Below are 23,983 nucleotides of genomic sequence, written 5' to 3'. Positions count from 1 at the left end.
TGCCATTGTTCGACGAACATGGCAACCGAGGTGTCATGATGGTGGGGTGACCGAGAAACCCCTCGCGCCGGACGAACTCGCCCTCCGGCTCACCGAAGTGTTCGCCCTGGTCGGACCGCTCTACCGGCGCGTCCAGCGCAAGGTCGAACAGAACGCGCCGATCGAGGGCGTGTCCGTCGGCGTGCGCGCGGTCCTGGACCTGCTGCGCGAGAACGGCCCGATGACCGTGCCGCAGATGGGCCGCGCCCAGGCACTGAGCCGCCAGTTCGTCCAGCGGATGGTCAACGACGCGGCCGAGCACGGCATGGTCGAGGTCACCCCCAACCCCGAGCACCAGCGCTCGTCGCTGATCCGCCTCACACCCAAGGGCGACGCGACCATCACCGCCGTGACCACCCGCGAAGGCGCGTTGCTCCGCGAGGTCGGCGGCGACCTCACCGACGCGGAGGTGACGGCGTGCGTGAAGGTGCTCGGCCACATGCTGGATCTGTTCGCCAACGTGGACGTGAACTGACGCCGGATCAGTCCACCCACGCGACGACCGCGAGTCCACGCGAGGCGGCCTCGACGTAGAACGCGCGCAGCGCCTCGACATGCCCGCGCAGATACGCGCGGAGGTCGCCACGGAACCAGCCGAAGCCGCAGACGCGCGCGGCCTCGTCGGCGTCCGAGGGAAGCCGGTCCAACGCGGCGTCGACATCCATGGCGGCGAGCGCGCCGGCGAGCGCGCTGACGGCGGCCGGCTCCACGAGCATCGGCGGCCCGTCGAAGCCGTCGTAGACGTCGTCGTGGACGAGGTAGTCCAGCGCGGCCCCGCCCTCGGTCGCGATGGCCTGGTCGATCATCCGCAGCACGGCGGGATCGTGGCCCGATCGCCGGAGCATCCGGGCCAGGCCCCAGATCGCCCAGTCGAGGTCCAGGGTGTCCTCCAGCGGAGGGTCCCAGCCCGGCGCGGCGGTCGGCGAGTTCGCCGCCGTCGCGCGGCAACGCTCGAGGTAGGCCGGAGTCACCCGGGCGAGCTGTTGCGTCAGGGCCATACCGAGCAGTCTCGCGACGAGGCCCGTCCCGTGTCGCGTGGATTTTCCCCGGATGCGACACGCCCCCTCCGGGCGGGCGTGGGGCCGGTCGGAGGGGGCGTGACCGTCGGCTGTGCGTCAGCGGGCGCTGCGGAGGAAACGCTTCGGGCGTTCGCCCAGCGCGTCCGCGCGGACCTGGGCGGTCAGGGCCAGGTCGGCCTTGTCGGCGGCGTCGCCGGCTTCGAGGACGGCGTCCCACAGGGCGTCGGAGCCGCGCTGCGGCGGGCTGTCCGGGAGCGTCCCGTAGGTCTTGTGGTACGAGCGCCACGCCATCAGCGCCATCAGCCACTTCGTCAGCGCGTCGAACGCGGTCTTCTGCGCGGTGCGCAGTTCCACGGAGCCGTACAGCCCGGCCTGGGCGGCGAGGCGGGCGGCGTCCTCGGCGTCGGGGTTGGCCAGTCGGGCGAGGCGGAGCTCGCCGGTGCTGGTGGCCTCGCGGCGTTCGCCGCGCAGCCGGGCCATCGAGACCAGGATGTCCTCGTAGGCGGCGGCCCGCCGTTCCCACGTGCGGTGTGAGCGCTCGCGGCGAGCGGACAGGCCCTGCGAGACCCACACACCGAGGATCGTGGCCGCAGAGCCGATTCCCGCTCCGGACAGCCCGGCTATCGCCGGGGTCAGCGTCGTCATGGCGGGTGATTGTGCCACCAGCGATCACGGTCGGGTCAACCCACGTCCGCGTCCGGACAGTTGGGGTACGCGTGGCGAACAAGCCCGGTCAATGGGGCGGATGCGAAGATACTGCCCCGCACGACTGGGAGGATTTCCCCGCATGAGCGACTACCGCGTCCGCGTCGAGGCCGACGCCGATCAGGGCGCCGTGTACGCCGTGAACGCCGCCGCGTTCCCCACGCCGGACGAGGCCGAGCTCGTCGACGCGCTGCGCGAGGACGCCGCGTGGATCGCCCCGCTGTCGTTCGTCGCGACCGACGGCGACGCGGTCGTCGGCCACGTGCTGCTGACCCGCCTGCCGATCGTCGGCGAGGACGGCGAGCACCGCGGCGACGCGCTCGCACTGGCCCCCGTGGCGGTCGCCCCCGAACACCAGGGCCGAGGCGTCGGAGCCCGGCTCGTGCGCGCCGCGCTCGACGCCGCCGCGACGGCGGGCGAGCACCTGGTCGTCGTCCTCGGCGAGCCGGCCTACTACGGCCGCTTCGGCTTCGGCCCGGCGGCCGACCTCGGCGTCGAGTCGCCGTTCGACGTGCCGTCCGAGGTGTTCCAGGCCCTCGCCCTCCCGGCGTACGACAGCGCCGTGCGCGGCCGCCCGCTCTACCCCGAGCCGTTCGGCGTCGTCTGAACCGGCCCGCGGTGTCGGCCTGATGACGCATGATTCGGCGTGACCGGTCGCCCGACCGGGCCACCGGGAGGGCCGTCATGCCGATCACGAATCCGCAGTTCGAGAACCACGTGTTCCTCGACGAGACGCGCGGCGACGACTTCTACCCGGAGCCCCTGGTCGACCGAGGCGCGCTGATCCTCGTCCGACTGTGCGAGCGCATCGAGGAGCGGCAGCCGGCCGACCTGGCCGCGCTGTACGTGCTGACGCACGCGGCGACCGAGGAGTTCAACCGGCTCGAACAGGACTTCGACGCCGCCGACAGCGAGATCGAGACCATGGCGCGCGACGCCGTCTCGATGGACTTCTGGTTCATCGCGAGGGCCTACGGCTTCGAAGACGCCGACATCGAGGAACTGGTCGCCCCTCGCGAGTGGTGACCGGTCCGCCGGACAGGACGTGGCACCCGCTGCGTCGTCCGTGGGCAGCGTCGGCGTGGTCGGTGAACTCCTCTGTATCGCGCCGCTGTTGCGTTCCGCCTCGCGGAGTATGCGTCACGCCAACAGCGGGGCCAGTTCCGTCGAGAACCGGTGCAGGGCGGTCAGTTCGCCCGACGTCAGCGTGTCGAGGCGCTCTGGGGTCGTCGACAGGGCGAGTCCCGCAACGAGGGCGCCGTCCGCCGGGCCGCGGACCGGGACGGCCAGGCACGCGTGCCCGGCCCGCAGTTCGCCGCGTTGGGCGGCGTGTCCGTCGGCGATGATGCGGTCCCGTTCGAGGCCGGACAGGCGCGGATCGGCCGTCGCGGCCAGCAGGAGCTTCCCGAGCGCGCTCGCGTTCGGCCGCGCGCTGAGCAGCGAGTCGGCCGACGGCGGGTGGTCCGGGTCGGGGTCGACGAGCACGATGCGGGCTCCGGAGTAGAGCGCGAGGTGTACTCCCCAGCGGGTCCTGGTGCGCAGCCGGGCGACCGCCTCACGTGCCGCCGTCGGGACGTGCGGTGGCAGCGCGGCGTGGGCCAGCCCCTCCATGCGTCGGCCGAGGGCGAAGCCCTTGAGGTCGGGCAGACGCACCAGGTACTCGTCGGCGACCAGCAGGTTCACGATGCGGTACGCGGTGGCCGGCGCCAGGTCGAGCGTGGTCGCGATCTGCCGCGCCGTCACGCCGGGCCCGGCCTGCGCGACCGCCTCCAGAACCGCCAACGCGGCACGCACCGCACGTGGCTGACGGCCGGTCAGGGAGAGCGCGGGCGGCGGAGCGAGCCGCCCCGGGGCGGGCACGTTGGGGGACGCCACGCGCTCAGCCGTTCCCGCGCGCGGCCGACGCGGTCACGGCCACACCCGTCGTCGCGCCACCCGATTCCGCAGCGGCACACAGGTCCTCGACGGTCGTCTCGTCGTACAGCCCGACCGCCGCCAGCCGGTGCGGCGCCCGCGTACGCAGCCAGTGGACACCCGCGAGCCCCGCGGCGAGCAGCCCCGCGAAGGTGACCGGCACCCACCCGTCGGCCCCCGGCGCCCCCGAGCCCGAATACGTGGCCGAGACCACGACCAGCACCGGCACCACGACGGCCGCGGTCGCGACCGCCGGGACGGTCAACTCGCCGATACGGCGCAGGAACACGGGAGCGGCGACCGACACCAGCAGGTAGGCGGTCATGTGCCCGTACGTGAGCATGCCCATGACCCACGCGAACACCTGCGCGGGATCACGGCCCAGCGCGAGCAGGCCGCACGGCACCGCGGCGACGACCGGGGCCGCGCACAGCGCCGCCACGTGCGGCGTACTGCGGGCCGGATGCGTGCGTCCGAGCGCGGTCGGCGCCACGCCCTCACGCCCGAGCACGAACAGCAGACGGGTGAGCGCCGTCGTGGCCGCGAGCGCGCACGCGAGGAACGACGTCGCGAGCCCCGCGTCGAGTGCCGCCGCCCACCCGCGGGCCGCGTCCGCCCGACCCCCGCCGGGGTGGCGGACCTGCGCGTATGTCGCGAACAGGTACAGCGCCGTCGCGACGCCGACCGTGCCGAGGATCGCGCGCGACACGGTGCGGAACGGCCGCCTCGCCTCGGGCCCGAGCGCGGCGGCGCTCTCGAACCCGATGAACGCCGCCAACGCGGGCACCACCCCCGCCACGATCCCCGCCGGGCCGCCCCCGTCGAGCCCGAGCGGCGCCGCGCCGGGAAGGCCGCCGCCGTGCCCGAGGACGACCACCAGCACCCCCGCGACCAAGGCGATCGACACGGCCTCGAGGGCCAGAGTGACCCGCGCCGACACCCGCGCCCCGACGGCGACGCACGACGCCACGCCCAACGAGCCGACCGCCACCAGTCCCGCGACCGCAGGCGCCGCCGGAAGCGCGGACCAGCCGACACGCACGGCCAACGCATGGGCGTACTGGGCGAATCCGACGAGCGCCGCCATCGCGAGAAACGCGTATCCGATCAGCAGCGCGACCGCGCACACGAGCGCCGCAAGCGGGCCGAGCCCCTTGGCCGTGAACGTATAGAGCGACCCGGGCGCGGCCATCCGACGCGTGAACGCCGTAATGCCGGACGCGACGAGCAACGCCACGACGGCCGCGATCGCCACGGACACCGGCGCCCCCCGCCCCGCGGAAGCCGCGACGAGCGCGGGCGTCGTCGCCATAGCCGCCGACGGCGCGACCGCCGAAACAGACTGCGCGACCACATGCGCCCGAGGCAGCTCCCGACGAGCCAACCCCGCAAGCGGCGACCTGCGCCGCAGCACCGACGAGACGTTCATGGCATGCGGTACCGGTGTGGACGTACGGCTTCGACACCCTGCACACGGACGGCGAGGCCGGCCGCCCGGCGTCCTGCGGGCGTGGCCCGGACAGAGCCCGACTGCCGCCGATGCTCCTCCGCGTGCGCCGCCGACGCCGCTTCCGGTTGCCATACGCGACGCCTTGCGGGTGCGTCCATCACAGCGCCCGGTGACCCTGCGCGGCACCCCGGTCGCGCGGTCGGCGCGGTGCGCGGTTGCCTTCTGCGGCCGGCTGTCGGCGTGCGCAGTGGCGCGTTCGGTGACCCCGGCCCCGCGTCGCTGGTTCGTCCGTCGATGGCCTGCCTCCCTCGCGCGGCGTCGGCTGTCAGGGCCCGTGAGGCTAACCGCAGCGCGTTGCCGGTGTATTGCGCCCGCATTGCGTCGGGGCGCGTCGCAAACCGGAATCCGCGTTGTGCGATTCCCGCTCGTGAAGCCGCCGCGGGTCACGGCGGTGTGACGGCGTCGAAACCCCGGCGGCCCACACTCCCTGCCAAGTGACGCCGTCCCGCAACCACCGGAGACCGCCGTGCCCCGTTCCTCGCCCGTGTCCCCGCAGTCCAGACCGGCCGCCCGCACCGACCGCCAGGCCGCGGCCGGTCCCGCAGCCGTCACCGCCACGTCCCCCGTCGGGGGTACGGCCCGCCTGACCGGCACGCTCGGCCCCGGCGCCGTCGTGTTCATGGTCGTCGCCGCGGCCGCCCCGCTCACCGTCGTGGGCGGGAGCGTCCCGCTCGGGATCGCGCTCGGCAACGGCGCCGCCTTCCCCGCCGCGTTCGCCGTCTGCTGCGTGGTGCTGCTGCTGTTCGCCGTCGGCTTCTCCGCGATGTCGCGGCATGTGCCGGACGCCGGTGCGTTCTACGCCTATGTCGAGCGCGGGTTCGGCCGCGCCGCGGGCCTCGGTGCGGCGATGCTCGCGCTGGTGACGTACACCGCCGTCCAGGCTGCCGTGTACGGCTACGGAGGGGCCGCGCTGCGGGCCCTCGTCGCCGACCACGGCGGCCCCGAACTCCCGTGGTGGCTCTGGTCGTCGGTGATGCTGGCGGCCGTAGCGACGCTCGGGTTCCGGCACATCGAGCTGAGCGGGCGCGTGCTCGGCGTCCTGCTGCTGTGCGAGGCCGGGATCGTGCTGGCGCTCGACGTGGCGGTCGCGGTCAAGGGCGGCGACGGCGGCCTGTCGACGGCGATGTTCCATCCGAGCGCGTTCACCGACGGCTCGCCGGGCATCGGCGTGATGTTCGCCGTCGCCGGGTTCATCGGCTTCGAGGCGACCGCGGTGTTCCGCGACGAGGCGCGCGACCCGGAGCGCACGGTGCCTCGCGCCACCTACCTGTCCCTCGTGCTCATCGGCGTGTTCTACACCGTGTCCGCGTGGGCGATCGTCAGCGCGTGGGGTGACACCAGGGTCGTCGAGCGCGCCGGTGCCGCGCCGGACGCGCTCATCGGCGACACCGCCGACCGCTACCTGGGGTCCGGCGCCGCGGACGCCGTCCAGGTCCTGCTGGTGTCGAGCCTGTTCGCGGCGATCCTGGCCTTCCACAACGTGGTCGCGCGCTACCTGTTCGCGCTCGGGGGAACGGGCGTGGTGCCCGGCGCGTGCGGCCGTCGCCACCCCCGCCACGGTTCGCCGCACGTGGCGTCGCTCGTGCAGACCGGCAGCGCCGCCGTGCTGGTGGCGGTGTTCGCGCTGGCCGACCTCGATCCGGTGCTGGAGGTCTTCTCCTGGATGAGCGGCCTCGCCACCCTCGGCGTGCTCGTGCTGATGGTCGCGACCTGCGCCGCGGTGGTCGTGTTCTTCCGCCGCACACGCGCCGACACCCGTGTGTGGCACACCCTCGCGGCCCCGCTGCTGGGGCTCGCCGGCCTGGCCGGCTGCCTCGCCCTCGTGATGGCGAACTTCCCGACGCTGATAGGCGGTTCGGAGCGGCTGGCGTACGGCCTGGAAGCCCTCGTGGCGGGCTCGTGCCTGCTGGGTGCGGTGCTGTCCCGACTGCCAGGCACCGCGACCCCGGCGTCCGCCGCAGCCGTGTCGGCGACCTGAGCCGCACCGCGATCCCTGAGCCCGAGCCTGAGCCCGGGCCCGAGCACGAGCCGGGCCCGGGCCCGGAAACCCGTACCCGGGCCGCGGGCTCGGTTCGGGCCCGGGACCCGAATCCACCCCGAACCTCGGAACGACACCCTGGAGCACGCATGTCCCTGACCGCCCCGCCCCCCGTCGCCGTCGAAACGCCGCCGCCCGCCCCCGCCCCCGCCGCGCATCCGCTGGAGGCCCTGACCGCCGACGAGATCCGCGCCGCCCGGGGGATCCTGGCCGACGCCGGACTGCTCGGCGACACCGTCCGCTTCGCGTACCTCGGCCCGTTGGAGCCGGTGAAGGCCGACGTCCTCGCGTTCCTCCCCGGCGACGTCCCGGACCGCCGCGTGGAGGCGCTGCTGCTCGACCTGGCCACGGGCGCGCAGAAGTCCGTGGTCGTCTCCGTGACCCGGGGCGCCGTCGACGCGGTCACCCCGATCGACCCGGCCGTCGACGGCCAGGTCCCCATCCTCGACGAGGAGTTCGGATCGGTCGAGGAGATCCTCGCCGTCGACGACGGCTGGGTCGCGGCGCTCGCCAAGCGCGGCCTGGACGTCGCGAAGGTGCGCGCCGTCCCGCTGTCCGCGGGCGTCTACGGGCACGAGGACGAGGTCGGCCGCCGCATCGTCCGCTCGCTCGGGTTCGTCCAGGAGCACGCCGACGACCACCCGTGGGCGCACCCCGTCGACGGGCTGGTCGCGTACCTCGACCTGACCGACCGCCGCGTCACGCGCATCGTCGACGCCGCCGACCTGCCGGTCCCCGCCGAGCCCGGCAACTTCCAGGACCCGGCCTACGTCGGCCCGCAGCGCACCACCCTCAAGCCGATCGAGATCACCCAGCCCGAGGGGCCGAGCTTCACGGTCGAGGGCAACCTGGTGCGCTGGGAGAACTGGAGCCTGCGCGTCGGCTTCAACATGCGCGAGGGCCTGACCCTGCACCAGGTCGCGTTCCGGGACGGCGGCCGCGACCGGCCGGTGGTCTACCGCGCGTCGATCGCCGAGATGGTGGTGCCGTACGCCGACCCGTCCCCGGTGCGCTACTGGCAGAACTACTTCGACACCGGCGAGTACATGTTCGGCCGCTACACCAACTCCCTGGAGCTGGGCTGCGACTGCCTCGGCGAGATCCACTACTTCGACGCGGTCGTGCCCGACGAGCTCGGCGAGCCGCGCACGGTCCGCAACGGCATATGCATGCACGAGGAGGACTACGGGGTGCTGTGGAAGCACTCCGACCTGTTCACCGGCTCGCACGAAGTGCGCCGCCAGCGCCGCCTGGTGATCTCGTTCTTCACCACGATCGGCAACTACGACTACGGCTTCTACTGGTACCTGTACCTCGACGGCACGATCCAGCTGGAGTCGAAGGCGACCGGCGTCGTGTTCACGTCGTCCCTGCCCGACGGGCCGAGCGACTTCGCGACCGAGATCGCGCCGGGCCTCGGGGCGCCGTACCACCAGCACCTGTTCTCGGTGCGCCTCGACATGACCGTGGACGGCGTCGCCAACACCGTCGAGGAGGTCGACGCGGTCCCGGCCCCGGTCGACGCCCGCAACCCGCACGGCAACGGCTTCCTGGCCCGCCGTACCCCGCTGACCCGCGAGTCCGAGGCGGCGCGGCTCGCCGACGGCGCGACGGGCCGCGTGTGGCACGTGGTCAACCCCGAGGTCCTCAACCGCCTTGGGCAGCCCGTCGGATACGCGCTGCACCCCGAGGGCCTGCCGGTGCTGCTCGCCGACGAGTCCTCGGTGATCCGCGACCGCGCCACGTTCGCGACGAAGCACCTGTGGGTGACCCGGTACGACCCGGCCGAGCGGTTCCCGGCCGGAGACCTCGTCAACCAGCACCCGGGCGGCGCCGGGCTGCCGGCGTGGACCGCGGCGGACCGCGAGCTGGAGGGGCAGGACGTCGTGCTGTGGCACACGTTCGGCCTGACGCACTTCCCGCGCCCCGAGGACTGGCCGGTCATGCCGGTCGACTACGCCGGCTTCACGCTCAAGCCGGTCGGGTTCTTCGACCGCAACCCGACGCTGGACGTGCCGCCGACGCGTTCCGCGCACTGCGCCGCGCCCGCCCCCGGGCCGGACGCCGGTACGTCGGGCGGCTGCCACTGACCCCGTTCGCCACCGCGCTCGGTGTGGCGGCGGCCCTGGTCGGGGCCGCCGCCCACCGGCGCGGACGGGTGCGCGGGGTCCTGCCGTACGCGCTGATGGGCGCCGCCATGGCCGCCATGGCGGCGCCCGACCGCGATCCGCTGGGCCCCGGAGGCTGGACGGTCGTCCTGGGCCTCGCCGCCGCCTGGGCGCTCGGCCGCCCGGGCGCGCGGGCGGGACGCCCCGGTACGGCGCTCGACCTGTACGCGATGGCTGTGCTCACGCTCGTCGCCCCGGCGGCGCACCCGGCGGGCCACGCCGGGCACGACGCCGGGTGGTGGCACGGGCCGTACCTGGCGCTGCTCGTGCTGTGGGGCGGCTGCGCGGCGGGCCTGGCGCTGCGCCCTGTGCGCGTCGACCCGGGGGAGGGGCCGCGGAGACGGACCCGTACCGCCGAACTCGCCTGCACAGCCGGCATGTCCGCGGCGATGGCCCTGATGGTCCACGGCATGTGAGCCGCCCGTCGGCAAGGGAGGAACGGAAGCGAAGCGACCTCGAATATGGGCGGCGGGGGCGACGGGCGGGCGGTCAGTACGACTGGAGTTCGAGCAGGGTGCCCTCAGGGTCGCGGACGTGCGCGGTGCGCAGGTTCGGGCCCCAGTCGGGCCGGTCGGTCGCGGCGACGGCGAGGGTGCCGCCGTTCTTCAGGCAGGTCTCGACCGCGTCGTCGACGTCGGTGACGCGCAGCACGAACATGGTGCGGTCCTGCGCCGGCGGCGCGGTGCGCGGCAGGTCGCCGGTGCCGGCCACGGCCGACATCGCGCCCCGGTCGAACAGCACCAGCAGGGCCTCGTCGTCGACGTCCCAGTTCGCGTACGGGCCCGCCGCGGCGCCCTTGACCAGGTGCGCGCCGGCGAGTGCCGGCAGGACGGCCGAGTAGAACCCGAAGCACGCGGCGAAGTCGTCGACGAGCAGGCGGGGGTGCAGTGCGTCCATGGCCTCACTCCAAAAATAGTGGGTGTGCACCCACTATAGGAGAAGACCTAGAATGAGGGCCATGGAGCCCACCCCCGCCGCCCCGCCGAGCCTGCTCGGGCTCAGCACCTACCTGCTGTCCCTCACCGGCAAGACGGCACGCGGTCGACTCGCCGCGCGGCTTGGCGAACGCGGCCTGCGGCTCTGGCACTTCGCCGTCCTGGCCGCGCTCGCCGACTTCGGTGCGCAGGCGCAGCGCGCGCTGTCCGACCGGCTCGGCGTCGACCCCAGCGACATCACCAAGGTCGTCGACCAGCTCGAGGCCGCCGGCCAGGTGTCGCGCGCCCGCGACACGGCTGACCGGCGGCGCGTCGTCGTGACCGTCACCCCGGCCGGCCGCGCCGCGTTGCGCGGGCTGCTCGACGAGGCCGCCGCCGTCCAGGACGAACTCCTCGCCCCACTCGGCCCCGACGAGCGGGCCCAACTGCACGCGCTGCTGCTGCGCGTCTTCACCGCCGCGGGCGACACCCGCGGCGGTGAAGACTGAGCGCGGTCAGCGGTGGTCGACCCCGAGGGCGCCCATAAGCATCGGCAGCGACTCGTGCAGGTGGTGCTGCCAGTACGGCATCGTGTGCGTGCCCTTGCCGAGCGCCAGGGTCATCCGCAGCCGGAACCGGCGCCCCGCGGCCGCGAAGTCGTTCGACATCGGCCCGAACAGCGCCTCGTTCGGATCCCACGCGGTCCCGGGAGGGTCCAGCGGCCCGGGCGTGCCGTCGCCCGCCGAGATGTAGAGCGGGATGCCGCGCAGCCGGTACGCCAGATCCGTCGGGTTGTTGGCCGCCCAGATCGCCGCCTGCGCGTCGCGGTCACCCCACAGTGCGAGCGGATCGGCGCCGTACCCCCGGATGAACGCCGCCTGCCCGGCCGCGAAGTCCACGTCGCCGTACGGTCCCAGCGTGACCCTGCGAGGCGACGTCGTGTTCAGCACACCGCTGTACGACGCGGCCGCCAGGAACATCCCCGGCCGCGCCGCCGCGTACTTGAACGCGCCCTGGCCGCCCATCGACAGTCCGGCCACCGCGCGCCGGTGCCCCGCGCCGTAGCGCGCCTCGAGGAGCGTCCGCAGCTCGTCGAGGTGGAACGCCTCCCACGCCGGGGCGCCGAACTTCCCGTGGTTCCACCAGTTCGAGTAGTAGCTGTAGGGGCCGCCGTCCGGGATCACGACCAGCACGCCGAGGTCCTCGGTGAGCGCCGCGACGTCGGAGTGCTCGCTCCACATGCGGTGGTCGCCGGTCGCGCCGTGCAGCAGGTACAGCACCGGCCAGCGGTGGCCCGAGCCGGCGCGCCAGCCCTGGGGGAGGAGCAGGCGCACCACGGCCGAGCCGCCGAGCGACGGCGACTCGACGGTCAGGTCCAGGACGCGGCCGTCACGCCGCTCTTCCGTCACCCGGATGTGCCGGGGCGGTGCGGCGGGCACGGCGGGTGCCGCAGGCACGCCCGACGGCGCGGCGGCCGCCGACCCGGGCAGGACGGCGGCGAGCGGCAGCGCCGCCATCGGTGCGAACAAGCCGCGACGACTGATCACGGGACCTCCAGGTTCTCGAAACCCCAACCCGGAAGCGGTACTTCCGGGTGTTGTAGGGAGGGTCCGCAGCGCCGGTGCGCGGCCGGTTAACCCGCACGCATCGCTTCAGCGCGCCCGGCGGCGTGCACGGTTCCGCCGTCAGCCCAGCAGCGTCGGGCGGCGGGCGCCGTATCCGGTCGCCTGCTCGAACGCGTGCCCGTACTGCAGCACCGCGAAGTCCGCGCGGTGCGGCCCCACCAGTTGGACGCCGACCGGCAGTCCGCCCGGCGTGAACCCGGCCGGCACCGCCAGCGCGGGGGAGCCGGTCGCCGAGACCAGGTAGGCGGAGCGCATCCAGTCCAGGTACGTCGTCATCTCGGTGCCCGCGACCTCGTGCGGGAAGTCCCACTCGACCGGGAACGGCGCGAGCTGGCTGACCGGCAGCACCAGCACGTCGTAGCGGTCGAAGAACAGCCGTACACGGTGGAACAGTTCGCCGTGCAGCCGCTCCGCCCGCGCGACGTCCTCGCCACGCAGCCCGCGCCCGGCCAGGACGTTCCAGGTGAGCGACGCGTTGACGCGCTCCGGGAAGGCGTCCAGCCACGGCCCGATCAGCGACGCGAACTGCCAGGCCCGCAGCGTCCGGAAGACCTCCTCGGCGCCGGACAGGTCGGGGCAGTCCTCCGTGACCGCGCAGCCCATGCGCTCGAACACCGCCGCCGCGTCGGCGACCACCGCGGCGACCTCCGGCTCGACCGGCACCCGCCCGCCGAGGTTGGGCGACCACGCGACGCGCAGCCCGGCCATGTCCCGGTCCAGCGGCTCCGCGAACGACGTGCCCGGCTCGTCCAGCGCGATGGGGGAGCGCGCGTCGGGCCCGGCGAGCACCGACAGCAGCAGCCCCGTGTCCGCGACCGTCCGCGCCATGGGCCCCTGCACGGCCATGGTCGCCCACGGCGTCGCGTCGGGCCACGTCGGCACCCGCCCCGGCGACGGGCGGAACCCGACCACGTTGCAGAACGACGCCGGGTTGCGCAGCGAGCCGCCCATGTCACTGCCGTCCGCGAGCGGGTGCATGCCGCACGCGAGCGCCGCCGCCGCGCCTCCGCTGCTGCCGCCCGCCGAGCGGGTCAGGTCGTACGGGTTGCGGGTCGCACCGAAGACGGTGTTGACCGTGTGCGAACCCGCCGCGAACTCCGGCACGTTGGTCTTGCCGAGCGGCACCGCGCCGGCCGCGCGCATGCGCTCGACGACCAGCTCGTCGCGCTCGGGCACGTTGTCGGCCAGCAGCGGGCTGCCGTACGTGGTGCGGACGCCGGCCGTGTCGTGGGTGTCCTTGTGGGCGATCGGCAGCCCGTGTAGCGGGCCGAGCGCTTCGCCGCGGGCGTACCGCGCGTCGGCCGCCGCGGCGTACTCCCACGCGGCGTCCGGCACGAGCGTCACGATCGCGTTGACGTCGGGGTTGGTGCGCTCGATACGGGTCAGGTGCGCGTCCAGCACCTCGCGCGCGGACACCGCGCCCGAGCGCAGCAGGGCCGCGAGGTCGCGCGCGGTCATGTCGCACAGGCCACCCGGCGCGGCGGCGGGGGGCGACGCAACAAGGGGGGCGGGCGCGGAGCGCCCTCGAATATGGGTGGTGGGGGGCGACGGGCGGGGGGGGACGGCGGGGACGGGCTGGGCGGCGGACGCCATATCGGTCATCGAACCCTCTTCGCTTCGACATGCCCTGGCCGGACAGTGCGCCCACTTTCGCCGAGCCGAGGGGTTTGTGGACAGACCCCGCTTCAGGATGACGAAAACAGACGCATACTTGACGGATGCAGACACCAACCGTCGGAGAACTCGACCGCCGCATCATCGGCTGCCTGCAGGTGGACGGCCGGGCCTCGTGGCGCCGCATCGCCGCCGCACTCGGCGAGCCCGAACGCACCGTCGCCCGGCACGGCACCCGCCTCCTGGCCGACCGGACCGTCGTCGTGACCGGGCTGTCGATCCACGGCGAGGCCTCGCTCCTGCGCGCGGCCTGCATGCAGGCCGCGACCCGGGTCGCCGCCGCGTCGCTCGCGCGTCGGGACGGGGTGACCTTCACGTACATGCTCACCGGATCCGCCGACTGCGTCGCCGAGATCATGTGCCCGGCGGGCCGGCTCGGCGAGCTGCTGCTCGACGAGATCCCCGGCATCCCGGGCCTGACCCAGTTCACGTCGCTGCCGATCCTGCGCTACTTCCGCACCGTGCACGAGTGGCAGCCCGGCCTGGTCACCCCCGCCGAGGCCGAGGCCGTGCGCGGCTACCCGGCGATCACACCGGTGCCCAGCGACCAGCGCATCGCGTCGCTGTCGCGCGAGGAGCGGCAGATCCTGCGCGCGCTCGCCACCGACGGACGCCGGACGCACGACGAGATCGCGCGCCTGGTCGGGCTGTCCGAGCCGACCGTGCGCCGCCGCGTGGACTACCTGCGCCGCGAGGGGCACGTGCACTTCCGCGCCGTCGTCGACCCGGCCGCGCTCGGCCTGCCCGTCGAGGCCATCCTGTGGATCAAGGCCGCCCCCACCCGGGTCCCGCAGCTCGGCGACGCACTCCTGCTGTCGCCGAACGTGCGGTACGCCGCGGCGGTCATGGGAGAGCACCAGGTCGTCGCGGACGTCACCGTCGCCGACCGCGCCGCCCTGTACGCCTTCGTCACCGAGGCCCCGTGGGTGCGGCACGCCGAGAACGTGGAGACGTCGCTCGTCGTCCGCGCGCTCAAGCGCAGCGGCATCCTCGACCACCGGGCGGACTGAGCCTCCCGACCAGGGCGCCGATGGTGCGTCAGGCCGTCCGATCGTGGCGGATCACGCCATCGAAATGGCGGTTTCCGTCAATCCGGAACCAGCAGTAGGCGATCTTCGCAAGCAGGACGCACCATGGCAGCGGCCCGGCGGATCCGACCTGCCGCCGGGCCCTGACCCGCCCGGGAGACACCGCCATGCCGACACCCGCGCCAGACCACCCGTCGCCGCCCACAGCGCGCTTCGCGCCCGCCCCTCTTTGTGCCGCCACGCCGGAAGGGCTGCCCGACCACCCCGACGCGCTGGTCGTCGACGGCCGGGCCACCGACCGCGCGGCGCTGCTCGCCGCGGCCGCCGCCGTCGCCCAGGACGTCCGCGGCCTGCCCGCCGTCGCCGTCCGCGCGACCGCGTCGCTGGAGACGGTCGCCGCCGTGCTCGGCGGACTGCAGGCCGGCGTGCCCGTCGTCCCCGTGCCGCCGGACTCCGGCCCGCTCGAGCGCGCGCACATCCTGCGCGACTCCGGCGCCGCCGCGCTGCTCGACCCGGGCTTCGGCCCCGCCACCCCCGGGGCCTGGGCCGACACCGGCGTGCCCACGCTCCCGATCGACCTGGCCCGTCAGGCCGGCACGTCCTTCCCCGCGCCGGCGTCCGACACCGTCGCCCTGATCCTGTACACCAGCGGAACCACCGGCGCCCCCAAGGGCGTTCTCACCACCCATGGGGCCGTCGCCGCCGACCTGGACGCGCTCGCCACCGCGTGGGACTGGAGCGCGGACGACGTCCTCGTGCACGGACTCCCGCTGTTCCACATCCACGGCCTCGTCCTCGGCGTCCTCGGCGCGCTGCGCACCGGATCGCGCCTCGTCCACACCGGCCGCCCCACCGCCGAGCGCTACGCCGCGGCCGCCGAACAGCACGGCGGAAGCCTGTTCTTCGGCGTGCCGACCGTGTGGTCCCGCATCGCCGACGAGCCCGCCGCCGCACGGGCCCTGCGCGGCGCACGCCTGCTGGTCTCCGGCAGCGCGCCGCTCCCCGCACCGGTGTTCGCCCGCGTCGCCGAGCTGACCGGCCACCACCCCGTCGAGCGCTACGGCATGACGGAGACGCTCATCACCGTCAGCACCCGCGCCGACGGCGAGCGCCCGCCCGGCACCGTCGGGCACCCGCTCGACGGCATCACCACGCGCCTGGCCGCCGAGGACGGCACGCCCGTCCCCGCCGACGGCCGCACGATCGGCGAACTCCAGGTCAGCGGGCCGACGCTGTTCGCCGGCTACCTGAACCGGCCGGACGCCACCGCCGCCGCGCTCACCCCCGACGGCTGGTTCCGCACCGGCGACCTCGCCACCGTCGACCCCGACGGCCGGCACCGCATCGTCGGCCGCGCCGCCACCGACCTGATCAAGAGCGGCGGCTTCCGGATCGGCGCCGGCGAGGTCGAGGACGCGCTGCTCTCCCATCCCGCGGTCCGCGAGGCCGCCGTCGTGGGCGTGCCGCACGCCGACCTCGGCCAGGAGATCGTCGCGTTCGTCGTCGCCGAGCCGGCGGTCACCGACCGCGAGCTGACCGACTTCGTGGCGGCCGGGCTGTCCGTGCACAAGCGGCCGCGCCGCGTGGTCCGCGTCGACGCGCTGCCGCGCAACGCGCTCGGCAAGGTCCAGAAGAAGCAGCTCAGCACGGACGCGTGAGCCCGGAGGCCCGATGACATCCACCGCCACGGCACGTGCCGCGACCGGCTTCGCGGGCGCGGCCGCCCCCGCCGTCCTCGACGAACTGGACCTCGCGCTGGTCGACGCCGTCCTGATCAGCCCGCGTGCCTCGTGGGCGGCCCTCGCCCCGATCCTCGACGTCGACCCCGCGACGCTGTCGCGGCGGTGGGCCCGGCTCTCCGCCGAAGGCGCCGCCTGGGTGACCTGCCACCCGGGCGGCAGCACCCCGACACCGGCCGGCGTCGCGCTGGTCGAACTCGACTGCCACGCGGGCAGCGTGGCCCGCGTCGCCGACACCCTCGCCCGCGACCCGCAGGCCGTCACCGTCGAACTGCTCACCGGCGACCGCGACATCCTGGTCACCGCCGCCGCCCCCCAGGGCACCGCGCTCACCGAGTACGTCCTCGACCGGATCCCCGCCGTCGACGGTGTCCGCGCCGTCCGCACCACCCCGGTCGTCCGGGTCCACCGCGACACCGGCCACTGGCGCCCCGACGCGCTCGACCGCTCCCAGCGAGCCGCCCTCCGCGCCCACGAACCCGCCCGCGCCGCCCCCGTGTCGGTCGTCGGCTTCGACCGCGAACTCCTCGCGCACCTCGCCGAGGACGGCCGGATGAGCTACGCCGAGCTCAGCGTCCGCACCGGGCAGCCGCAGAGCACGGTGCGCGCCCGCGTGCGCCGGCTCCTCGACTCCGGAACCGCCGTCCTGCGCGGCGACGCGGCGCACAGCCTGCTCGGCTGGCCCATCCAGGCCCACCTGTGGCTGTCGGTCCCCACCGACCAGGCCGCCGACACCGCGCGCGCCCTCGCGTCGTTCAGCCGCACCCGCATGTGCTCCTCAACGGTCGGCGCGGCGAACCTGACGGTCACCCTGTGGCTGCACCGCGTCGAGGAGGTCCAGCGGCTGGAGGCGGCCATCGTCCGCCAGTTCCCGAAGGCCACCGTCGTGGACCGCGCCCTGGCGCTACGCGTGGTCAAACGCGTCGGCCGCATCCTGGACCCGGCGGGACGCGCCGTCGGCCACGTCCCTCCGGACCTCTGGACCGACGCACCCACCGACCCCCGCCCCCGTGTCCGGGCTTAGCACCCGTCCGGAATCCTGCCGACGCCGCGCTGCCTGGAACCACACGCGGGTCGGCCACGGATTCTCGCCGCGTTTGCGCCCGTCCCGGTCGCCTCCTCGTTGAGCTGCGGCGGTGACGCGTTGGCGCCCCGGCGCTACGGGTCCGGTGTCGACCACCCCCGCGAGGGGGGGCGCGGCGCGGCGCGCGGGACCGGCGCCTCGTGTCTCAGGGCCGGCGCGCAACCACGGGCAGCTCCGGGCCCGGCGGCCCTTGTCGCCGCGCTCTCCGGCCGAAGCCGGGGGAGCCTTGCGATGGCACGGCGGCAGAACCCGGGTGCAGTCCAAGGCCGTCCCACCGCGCACGCAGCATGTGTCCGGAACCCCCACCGCCCTCGCCGACGCCGCGCCGCCTGGCGCCTCGCCGCGTTGCGGGACCTCGCGAGCACGACCGAGTACGAGCAGCCGGGTCCGTCCGGCCCTCCCCACCCCTGCGCCTTGCGACGCACGGCCCGAGGGAGGGCCGGAAGGACCCGGCGCGACGTGAGACCCGCCCCGGCCAGGGCCGTCCAGAGGATCCTGCGCGGGCCGCGGCTCGGGCACCGCACGTCGGGCTTGCTCCGCGCCCGTCACCGACAAGACCTCCCGGACCGGTCCCACGGGTGATCCGACGCCGCGCCCACCGCATGGCTGCCCGTCCGGGCAGCGCGACCGCCTTGATGTCGGCGCGCACCGTCGTGCCGGCCACCGCGTCCCGACCAGCAGCGTGTGCGCGGCGCCTCGCGACAGCGCTTCCAGGCCGACGGCGCCCGAGCCCGCGTACAGGTCGAGGACGCGCGCCAGGGAAAGTGCCGCGGCCACGTCGCGGGCCTACGCCGATCCGCCGCGCCCCGGGACGCTCGCCAACAGGACCTTCGTGTACGGCTCGCGCGGCGCGCCGAACACCTCGGCGCACGGGCCGTGTTCGACCAGCCGCCCGTGCCGCAGCACCGCCACCTCGTCGCTGACGTGCCGCACCACCGCCAGGTCGTGCGAGATGAACAGCATCGTCAGGGACAGCGAACGGCGCAGCCCGGTCAGCAGGTTCAGCACCTCGGCCTGCACCGAGCTGTCCAGTGCGGAGGTGACCTCGTCCGCGATGACCACTTCCGGCTCGACGGCGAGCGCCCGCGCGATCGCGATGCGCTGCCGCTGGCCGCCGGAGAACTGCGCGGGGTATCGGTCGGCGGCCTCCGGGTCCAACGCCACCTGCGCCAGCCGCGCCTCGACCGCCGCCCGGTGCCGGGCCAGTCCGCCGCGCCGCGGGTCGATCGCCTCGGCGATGGCCTCGCCCACCGTCATCCGCGGGTTCAGCGACGCGTACGGGTCCTGCGGCACGAGCTGGACGCGACGGCGCAGCGCGAGCGTGGCGGCCCGGCCGCGCGGCCCGGTGACGTCCTCGCCGTCGAGGGCGACGTGCCCGGAGACCGGCCGGACCAGCCCGACGATCACCTTGGCGAGCGTCGACTTGCCCGACCCGGACTCGCCGACCAGCCCGACGGTGTGCCCCTGCCGCAGCGACAGGTCGACCCCGTGCAGCACGGTCTTCCGGCGGGCGCCCCGCCCGAACGCGACGGTCACCCCCTCGGCGCGCAGCACCTCGGCCGGCTCGGCTGTCTCCACCGCGTTCCTTTCGGGTGCACTCCGGGCCGTGCCGGTCGGAGTGGTGTTCATCGGATACCTCCGTGGGGATGGCGGCCTTCCGGCCGGGAGGCGGCGGGTTGCCCGAGTCGCAAGGCGCGAGCGGCTTCCGCCGGGGCGGAACGCCGCTCGCGCGGCCGGCGCGTCAACCGACCGCCTCGACGGCCGCGTCGTGCCGGCCGGCCTTCGGGCCGGCCTGCACCGGGACGGGGGCGCCGGTCTCCGGGAGGTGGCACGCGACCGTGCGCCCCGGCGCGAGCACCCGCACCGGCGGCGGGGTGTCCCGGCACACCGGCAGCACCGCCGCGCACCGGTCGGCGAACGCACAGCCCGCCGGGCGCTCGTCGGGCTGCGGGGGCCGCCCGGGGATCGCCGCGAGCAGGCCGTCCCCGGTCTCGGCGTCCAGCTTCCCGTCCGCCTCCCCGTCCGGCTCCAGGCGCGGGGTCGCGGCCAGCAGTGCCTTCGTGTACGGGTGCCGCGCGTGGCCGTCCCGCAGTTCCGCCGCGGTCAGTTCCTCGACCAGCCGGCCCGCGTACATCACCAGCACGCGGTCGCACAGGTCCGTCACGACGCCGATGTCGTGCGAGATGAACAGCATCGCCGTGCCGTCCCGCCGGTTCGCCGCCCGCAGCAGGGCGAGCACCTCGGCCTGCACCGTCACGTCCAGCGCGGTGGTCGGCTCGTCGGCGATGATCAGCCGGGGCCGGGTCAGCAGGGCGGACGCGATCATCGCGCGCTGGCGCATGCCGCCCGACAGCTCGTGCGGATACGCCCGCAGCCGTGCCTCCGGGTCGACGATCCGTACGAACTCCAGCTGCTCGACCGCGCGTTCCCGCGCCTCGCGGCGGGACACCCCCAGGTGCACCCGCAGCGTCTCGGTCAGCTGGCCGCCGAGCCGCAGCGCCGGATTGAACGACGCCGACGGGTCCTGGTAGACGATCCCGATCTCGGTGGCGAGCCTGCGCCGCACCGCCGCGCCGTCCCGTCCGGGGGCGGCCAGGGCGAGCGGCTCCGCGCCGGGGTTCCGCAGCTCGAGGGCGTGCGCCTCGGCCCGCAGCCCGCCGGGCAGGAGCCGTGCCGCGGCCATCGCGGTGAGGCTCTTGCCGGACCCGGACTCGCCGACCACGCCGACGATTTCGGCCGCGCCGATGTGGAACGTCACACCGTCGACCAGCGCGGTCCCGTCCGGCCGCCGGACGCGCAGGTCGGACACGACCAGCACGGCGTCGTCCGGCACGGAGTGGTCGGTGCCCGTCGCAACCGGCGCCGACGCGGACGCCTTACGGGAACCGGGCTTGACCGCAGCCGAGTTGCCCGAGGTCGACGCCGCCCGCGCGGCGAGCCCGTCGCCGACGAACCCCGCGCTCAGCCCCGCCAGCACGATCGCGACCGCCGGGCCGACCGCCTCGGCCGGGTTCGTGTACAGGCTCTGCAGGCCGGTGCTGAGCAGCTGCCCCCAGTCGTAGTCCGGCAGTTGCACGCCGAGGCCCAGGAACGACAGTCCGGACAGCGCCATCAGCGAGTGCGCGAACGACACCGACACCAGGACCAGCAGCGGTTCGGCGATGTTCGGCAGGATGTGCCGGCGCATCAGCCGCAGGGACGGCACGCCGAGCAGCCGTGCCGTCGCCACGAAGTCCCGTCCCGCGACCGACGCCGCCAGGTTGGCCGTCAGCCGGGCGAACGACGGGCAGCCCGCCACGCCGATCGCGATGACGCACGCCTTCGGGCCCGGGTCCAGGATCGCGGCGATGGTCAGCGCGAGGATGACCGCCGGGTACGAGATCATCACGTCGACCACGCGCAGCCCGACGGCGCGGACGCGCGGGCCGCTCACCCAGATCAGCGTCCCCAGCACGGTCCCCGCGATCGACGCGATGGCCGTGGCCAGCGCGGCGAGTTCGAGCGTCAGCCGGGTCGCCACCAGGGTGCGGGCGAACAGGTCGCGCCCCAACGCGTCGGTGCCGAGCCAGTGTTCGCCCGACGAACCCAGGTGCACGCTCGGCCCCAGCTCGTCGGCGCGGTCGCCCCAGATCCAGGGCGCCACCACGGCGAGCACGAACAGCGCGGTCAGGCCCACGAGTCCGGTCACCAGCATGGCGTTGGGTCGTGCGCGCTTGCGCACGCGGGTCGCGGTCATGAGCCGGCCGCCTTCCCGGACAGGGTGCGCGGGTCGAGCAACCCGAGCACGACGTCGATGAGCAGGTTGATCAGGCACGCCAGCGACCCCAGGACCAGCACGACGCCCTGGACGACCGGCAGGTCGCGCTGCGTGATCGCCTCGACGACGCGCGTGCCGAGACCGGGCCACGCGAACACGCTCTCCGCGATCACCGTGCCGCCCAGCAGCCCGGCCAGCAGCAGGCCCGCGAGTGTGAGCGTGCTGGTCAGCAGGTTCGGCAGCGCGTGCCGCAGGTAGAGCCGGCGGGCCGGCAGCCGCCGCCCGCGCGCGGTCCTGAAGTAGTCCTGGCCGAGCACCACGGCGGTCTCCCGCCGCACGATGCGTGCGATCGTGCACACCGGCCCGAGCGAGATCGCCACGACCGGCAGCACCAGCGCGTCCACCGTCGCGGCACCGGCCACCGGGAGCCAGCCGAGCTTGATGCCGACCACGTACACCAGCAGCGTGCCGAGCACGTACTCCGGCGTCGACCCGACGAATCCGGTGACGAACGTGAACGCGCCGTCCAGCCGCCGTCGGCGGCCGTTCTGGCACAGCACCGCGACCAGCATCCCCAACGGGATCGCGACCACCAGGATCACCACGATGCCCAGCAGCGCGAGCTCCGCCGTGTACGGCAGCCGGTCGGCCACGATGTCCGCGACGTTCTCCTGCGTGTGGAAGCTGCGGCCCAGATCGCCGTGCAGCAGGTTCCCCACGTAGTCGACGAACTGCGCGGGCACCGACCGGTCGAGCCCCAGGTCGTGGCGCATCCGCGTGATCTGGTCCGGCGTCGCGTTCGCGCCCGCCGCCACGCGCGCCGGATCACCCGGCATCAGCTGGACGATCGCGAACGTGATCACCACCAGCGCGGTGAGGACCAGCAGCACGCCGCCCAGCCGCCGCGCGGCGAACCCGAGCCACGGCGGCGCCTCGTCGAGCACGGCCATCGCGCTCAGCCCTTCACCCACAGCAGCGCCAGGTCGGAGTAGCCGCCCGGGGTCACCGCCGAGATGCGCTTGGCGTACACGTTCTTCTGCGGGACCGTCGACAGCGGCACCGTGTCGTACCGCTTGATCAGCGCCGTCTGGGCGGCCTCCCAGTGCGCGCAGTGCTGCGCCGGGTCGGTGGTGCCGAGCGCGGCGAGGAACTCGCGGTCGTAGTCCGCGTTTCCGGTCCCGCCGATGTTGCGGCCCTTGGGCGGGCTGTCGCCGGTCATGAAGCTGCCCGGCGTGGTCATCGTCGCCGACAGGTTGATGTTGACCATCACGCCCAGGTCCCACTGGCCCTGGTTGCCGATGAACTCGCTCGCCCACGTGGCCAGGTCGACGTTGCGCAGTTCGACGTCCGCGCCCGCGTCCTTCAGGATCGCCTGGAGGTAGGCCGTGCCCGCGCCGTTCGAGATGACGTTCAGGCCGAGGACGCGGATCTTGCGGCCGTTCAGTACGCTCTTGGCGGTCGCCGCGTCCATGCCCTCGTACTTGTAGGGCTGCTTGAGCACGCACGGGCTGGTCTCGTCGCTGATGCTGGTCAGCAGCGCGCCCTTGCCGCGCGTCGAGGCGTTGTTGTACGCGGTGCGGTCGATCAGCGCCGCGACCGCCTGCCGCACCTGCGGGTCCGCGCCGGGATGCCCCTCGCGCTCGTTGTAGACCACGAACTGGTTCGAGCTGGACAGCGTGGTACTGGCCCAGTCGGAGCCGAACCGGTCCAGGTCCGGGCCGGTGAGCGCGGCGTGGTCGAGCGCGCCGGTCTGCAGCTCGTTGGCCGCCGTGCTCTCGTTGCCGACCACGGACGCGACCAGCGACGCGGGCGGCTTGCCCTGCGGCATGACCGCGAACCGCGGGCCCCACGTGTAGTCGGCGCGGCGCGCGAAGGTGTACGACGCGCCCCGCTTGGCGTCCTGCAGCGTGAACGGCCCGGTGCCGGGCGCCTTCCCGGCGGCCATCCCCGCGGGGTCCTTCAGGCCCGCGTCGCAGACGATCCCGGTCTGCGGCATCGCCAGCCCGAAGAGCACGTCCGCCCACGGGTGGTCGAGCTCGATGTGGACCTTGGCGGCCGCGTCGTCGCCGGTCACCGCCACCTTGCCGGTGCCGAACACCTGCTTGGCGGCGGGCGCCTTGGTCTCCGGCGCGGAGAAGTAGGTCAGCGAGCGGGCGACCACGGATGCCGTCAGCGGCGTGCCGTCCGAACACTTCGCGTCGCCGCGCACCGTCAGGTCGACCGACGTCGCGGTCGACGACCACGAGGTCGCCAGACCCGGGACGAGCACACCGCCGTCGTCGCGGCGCACCAGCGTGTCGTACAGCAGCCGCGCCGACAGGTAGTCGTTGAGGTTGTCGCCCTTGGCCGGGTCGAAGCTCTTCGGGTCCGAGGTGAACGCGGTGCGCACCACCGCGTCACCGCCGCCGCTGCCCGACGCCCCGCCGGACCCCGACCCACTCCCGGTCCCGCCGGTCGTGCACGCGGCCACCAGCGCGAACGCCGCGGCCACCCCCGCTCCCGCCGACCATTTCCGGCTGACACGTCTCATCGGCTTCCCTCCACACAGGGCCACACAGGTACCCGTCCGCGGCCCGCAGCGGGTGCCGCGGACGTGGTCGCTCGCAGTTCCCCCACACTCGCCGCGCCGCGCGACCGGCCGCCGGGTGCGCCGGAAACCCCCGAACAGACGGGCCCGAGCGCGGTTTTCGCCACGGGGCCCGCCGCCCGCGCCCTCGCCGCGTGCCATCCGGGTCACACGGGTGTTCCAACCGTGTTGACCTCGCAGGT

At 74.5% G+C, this 23,983-nt stretch carries 21 protein-coding genes and 1 pseudogene; 10 read left to right on the top strand and 12 right to left on the bottom strand.

Features of this window, described 5'->3' with window-relative positions:
- Positions 1–46 precede the first annotated feature (46 nt).
- Positions 47–514: a MarR family winged helix-turn-helix transcriptional regulator gene (locus QI554_RS38940; protein WP_281477389.1), complete on the top strand. Its 468-nt coding sequence runs from the start codon at positions 47–49 to the stop codon at positions 512–514.
- Positions 515–521: 7 nt separating this feature from the next.
- Here the strand turns inward: QI554_RS38940 and QI554_RS38935 are convergent, their stop codons facing one another.
- On the bottom strand, positions 522–1,037 hold the full coding sequence (locus QI554_RS38935; RefSeq protein ID WP_281477387.1) for a DUF1877 family protein: 516 nt from the start codon (positions 1,035–1,037) through the stop codon (positions 522–524).
- A gap of 117 nt (positions 1,038–1,154) precedes the next feature.
- On the bottom strand, positions 1,155–1,703 hold the full coding sequence (locus tag QI554_RS38930; protein ID WP_281477385.1) for a hypothetical protein: 549 nt from the start codon (positions 1,701–1,703) through the stop codon (positions 1,155–1,157).
- Positions 1,704–1,845: 142 nt separating this feature from the next.
- On the opposite strand from QI554_RS38930, the gene QI554_RS38925 reads away from it, so the two are divergent.
- Positions 1,846–2,370, top strand: a complete 525-nt coding sequence (locus QI554_RS38925) for a GNAT family N-acetyltransferase (protein WP_281477383.1) — start codon at positions 1,846–1,848, stop codon at positions 2,368–2,370.
- Between the two features lie 77 nt (positions 2,371–2,447).
- Positions 2,448–2,789 carry a DUF5713 family protein gene (locus QI554_RS38920; protein ID WP_281477381.1) on the top strand — a complete coding sequence of 114 codons (342 nt, stop codon included), beginning with the start codon at positions 2,448–2,450 and terminating at the stop codon, positions 2,787–2,789.
- Positions 2,790–2,903: 114 nt separating this feature from the next.
- On the opposite strand, the gene QI554_RS38915 is transcribed toward QI554_RS38920, so the two are convergent.
- Positions 2,904–3,638, bottom strand: coding sequence for a helix-turn-helix domain-containing protein (locus QI554_RS38915; RefSeq protein WP_281477379.1), 735 nt, complete (start codon positions 3,636–3,638; stop codon positions 2,904–2,906).
- A gap of 4 nt (positions 3,639–3,642) precedes the next feature.
- Positions 3,643–5,106 (bottom strand): APC family permease, encoded by a 1,464-nt coding sequence (locus tag QI554_RS38910; protein ID WP_281477378.1) that lies wholly within the window; start codon positions 5,104–5,106, stop codon positions 3,643–3,645.
- Positions 5,107–5,653: 547 nt separating this feature from the next.
- Here QI554_RS38910 and QI554_RS38905 point away from each other — a divergent pair.
- From QI554_RS38905 to QI554_RS38895, 3 genes are all read left to right on the top strand, one after another.
- Positions 5,654–7,165, top strand: coding sequence for an APC family permease (locus QI554_RS38905; protein WP_281477376.1), 1,512 nt, complete (start codon positions 5,654–5,656; stop codon positions 7,163–7,165).
- Positions 7,166–7,314: 149 nt separating this feature from the next.
- On the top strand, positions 7,315–9,315 hold the full coding sequence (locus QI554_RS38900) for a primary-amine oxidase (protein WP_281477374.1): 2,001 nt from the start codon (positions 7,315–7,317) through the stop codon (positions 9,313–9,315).
- Positions 9,316–9,338: 23 nt separating this feature from the next.
- Positions 9,339–9,809 carry a DUF5134 domain-containing protein gene (locus QI554_RS38895; RefSeq protein ID WP_281477372.1) on the top strand — a complete coding sequence of 157 codons (471 nt, stop codon included), beginning with the start codon at positions 9,339–9,341 and terminating at the stop codon, positions 9,807–9,809.
- A gap of 73 nt (positions 9,810–9,882) precedes the next feature.
- Here QI554_RS38895 and QI554_RS38890 read toward each other — a convergent pair whose 3' ends face one another.
- The gene (locus QI554_RS38890; protein ID WP_281477370.1) at positions 9,883–10,290 is read right to left on the bottom strand and encodes a VOC family protein; all 408 of its coding nucleotides are present in this window, start codon (positions 10,288–10,290) and stop codon (positions 9,883–9,885) included.
- A gap of 61 nt (positions 10,291–10,351) precedes the next feature.
- Between QI554_RS38890 and QI554_RS38885 the strand changes: the two genes are divergently transcribed.
- A complete protein-coding gene (locus QI554_RS38885; protein WP_281477369.1) occupies positions 10,352–10,816 on the top strand; it encodes a MarR family winged helix-turn-helix transcriptional regulator in 465 nt (154 codons plus the stop codon).
- Positions 10,817–10,822: 6 nt separating this feature from the next.
- On the opposite strand, the gene QI554_RS38880 is transcribed toward QI554_RS38885, so the two are convergent.
- Both QI554_RS38880 and QI554_RS38875 read right to left on the bottom strand, forming a co-directional pair.
- Positions 10,823–11,854 carry an alpha/beta hydrolase gene (locus QI554_RS38880; RefSeq protein WP_281477368.1) on the bottom strand — a complete coding sequence of 344 codons (1,032 nt, stop codon included), beginning with the start codon at positions 11,852–11,854 and terminating at the stop codon, positions 10,823–10,825.
- A gap of 138 nt (positions 11,855–11,992) precedes the next feature.
- Positions 11,993–13,390 carry an amidase gene (locus QI554_RS38875; protein WP_425528131.1) on the bottom strand — a complete coding sequence of 466 codons (1,398 nt, stop codon included), beginning with the start codon at positions 13,388–13,390 and terminating at the stop codon, positions 11,993–11,995.
- 260 nt (positions 13,391–13,650) lie between these two features.
- Between QI554_RS38875 and QI554_RS38870 the strand changes: the two genes are divergently transcribed.
- The 3 genes from QI554_RS38870 (at position 13,651) to QI554_RS38860 (ending at position 17,397) form a co-directional block, all read left to right on the top strand.
- On the top strand, positions 13,651–14,616 hold the full coding sequence (locus tag QI554_RS38870; protein ID WP_281477366.1) for an Lrp/AsnC family transcriptional regulator: 966 nt from the start codon (positions 13,651–13,653) through the stop codon (positions 14,614–14,616).
- A 185-nt stretch (positions 14,617–14,801) separates the two neighbouring features.
- Positions 14,802–16,292 (top strand): AMP-binding protein, encoded by a 1,491-nt coding sequence (locus QI554_RS38865; protein ID WP_281477363.1) that lies wholly within the window; start codon positions 14,802–14,804, stop codon positions 16,290–16,292.
- Between the two features lie 13 nt (positions 16,293–16,305).
- A complete protein-coding gene (locus tag QI554_RS38860) occupies positions 16,306–17,397 on the top strand; it encodes an Lrp/AsnC family transcriptional regulator (protein ID WP_281477361.1) in 1,092 nt (363 codons plus the stop codon).
- A gap of 726 nt (positions 17,398–18,123) precedes the next feature.
- On the opposite strand, the pseudogene QI554_RS38855 reads toward QI554_RS38860, so the two are convergent.
- The 5 genes and pseudogenes from QI554_RS38855 to QI554_RS38835 form a co-directional block, all read right to left on the bottom strand.
- A pseudogene (locus QI554_RS38855) lies at positions 18,124–18,222 on the bottom strand (RsmD family RNA methyltransferase); the annotation flags it as partial.
- Between the two features lie 21 nt (positions 18,223–18,243).
- Positions 18,244–19,035, bottom strand: a complete 792-nt coding sequence (locus QI554_RS38850; protein WP_281477360.1) for an ABC transporter ATP-binding protein — start codon at positions 19,033–19,035, stop codon at positions 18,244–18,246.
- A 163-nt stretch (positions 19,036–19,198) separates the two neighbouring features.
- Complete coding sequence (locus QI554_RS38845) at positions 19,199–21,193, bottom strand: dipeptide/oligopeptide/nickel ABC transporter permease/ATP-binding protein (protein WP_281477359.1); 1,995 nt, start codon at positions 21,191–21,193, stop codon at positions 19,199–19,201.
- Positions 21,190–22,185 (bottom strand): ABC transporter permease, encoded by a 996-nt coding sequence (locus tag QI554_RS38840; protein ID WP_281477357.1) that lies wholly within the window; start codon positions 22,183–22,185, stop codon positions 21,190–21,192. The genes QI554_RS38845 and QI554_RS38840 overlap by 4 nt, the downstream gene beginning before the upstream one ends.
- Positions 22,170–23,744 carry an ABC transporter substrate-binding protein gene (locus QI554_RS38835; protein ID WP_281477356.1) on the bottom strand — a complete coding sequence of 525 codons (1,575 nt, stop codon included), beginning with the start codon at positions 23,742–23,744 and terminating at the stop codon, positions 22,170–22,172. Before QI554_RS38835 ends, QI554_RS38840 begins: the two co-directional genes overlap by 16 nt.
- Positions 23,745–23,983: the final 239 nt, after the last annotated feature.

Source organism: Yinghuangia seranimata (assembly GCF_029953285.1).
In the GTDB taxonomy this organism is placed as follows: Bacteria; Actinomycetota; Actinomycetes; order Streptomycetales; family Streptomycetaceae; genus Yinghuangia; species Yinghuangia seranimata.
This window is presented reverse-complemented; position numbering and strand designations above follow the sequence as displayed.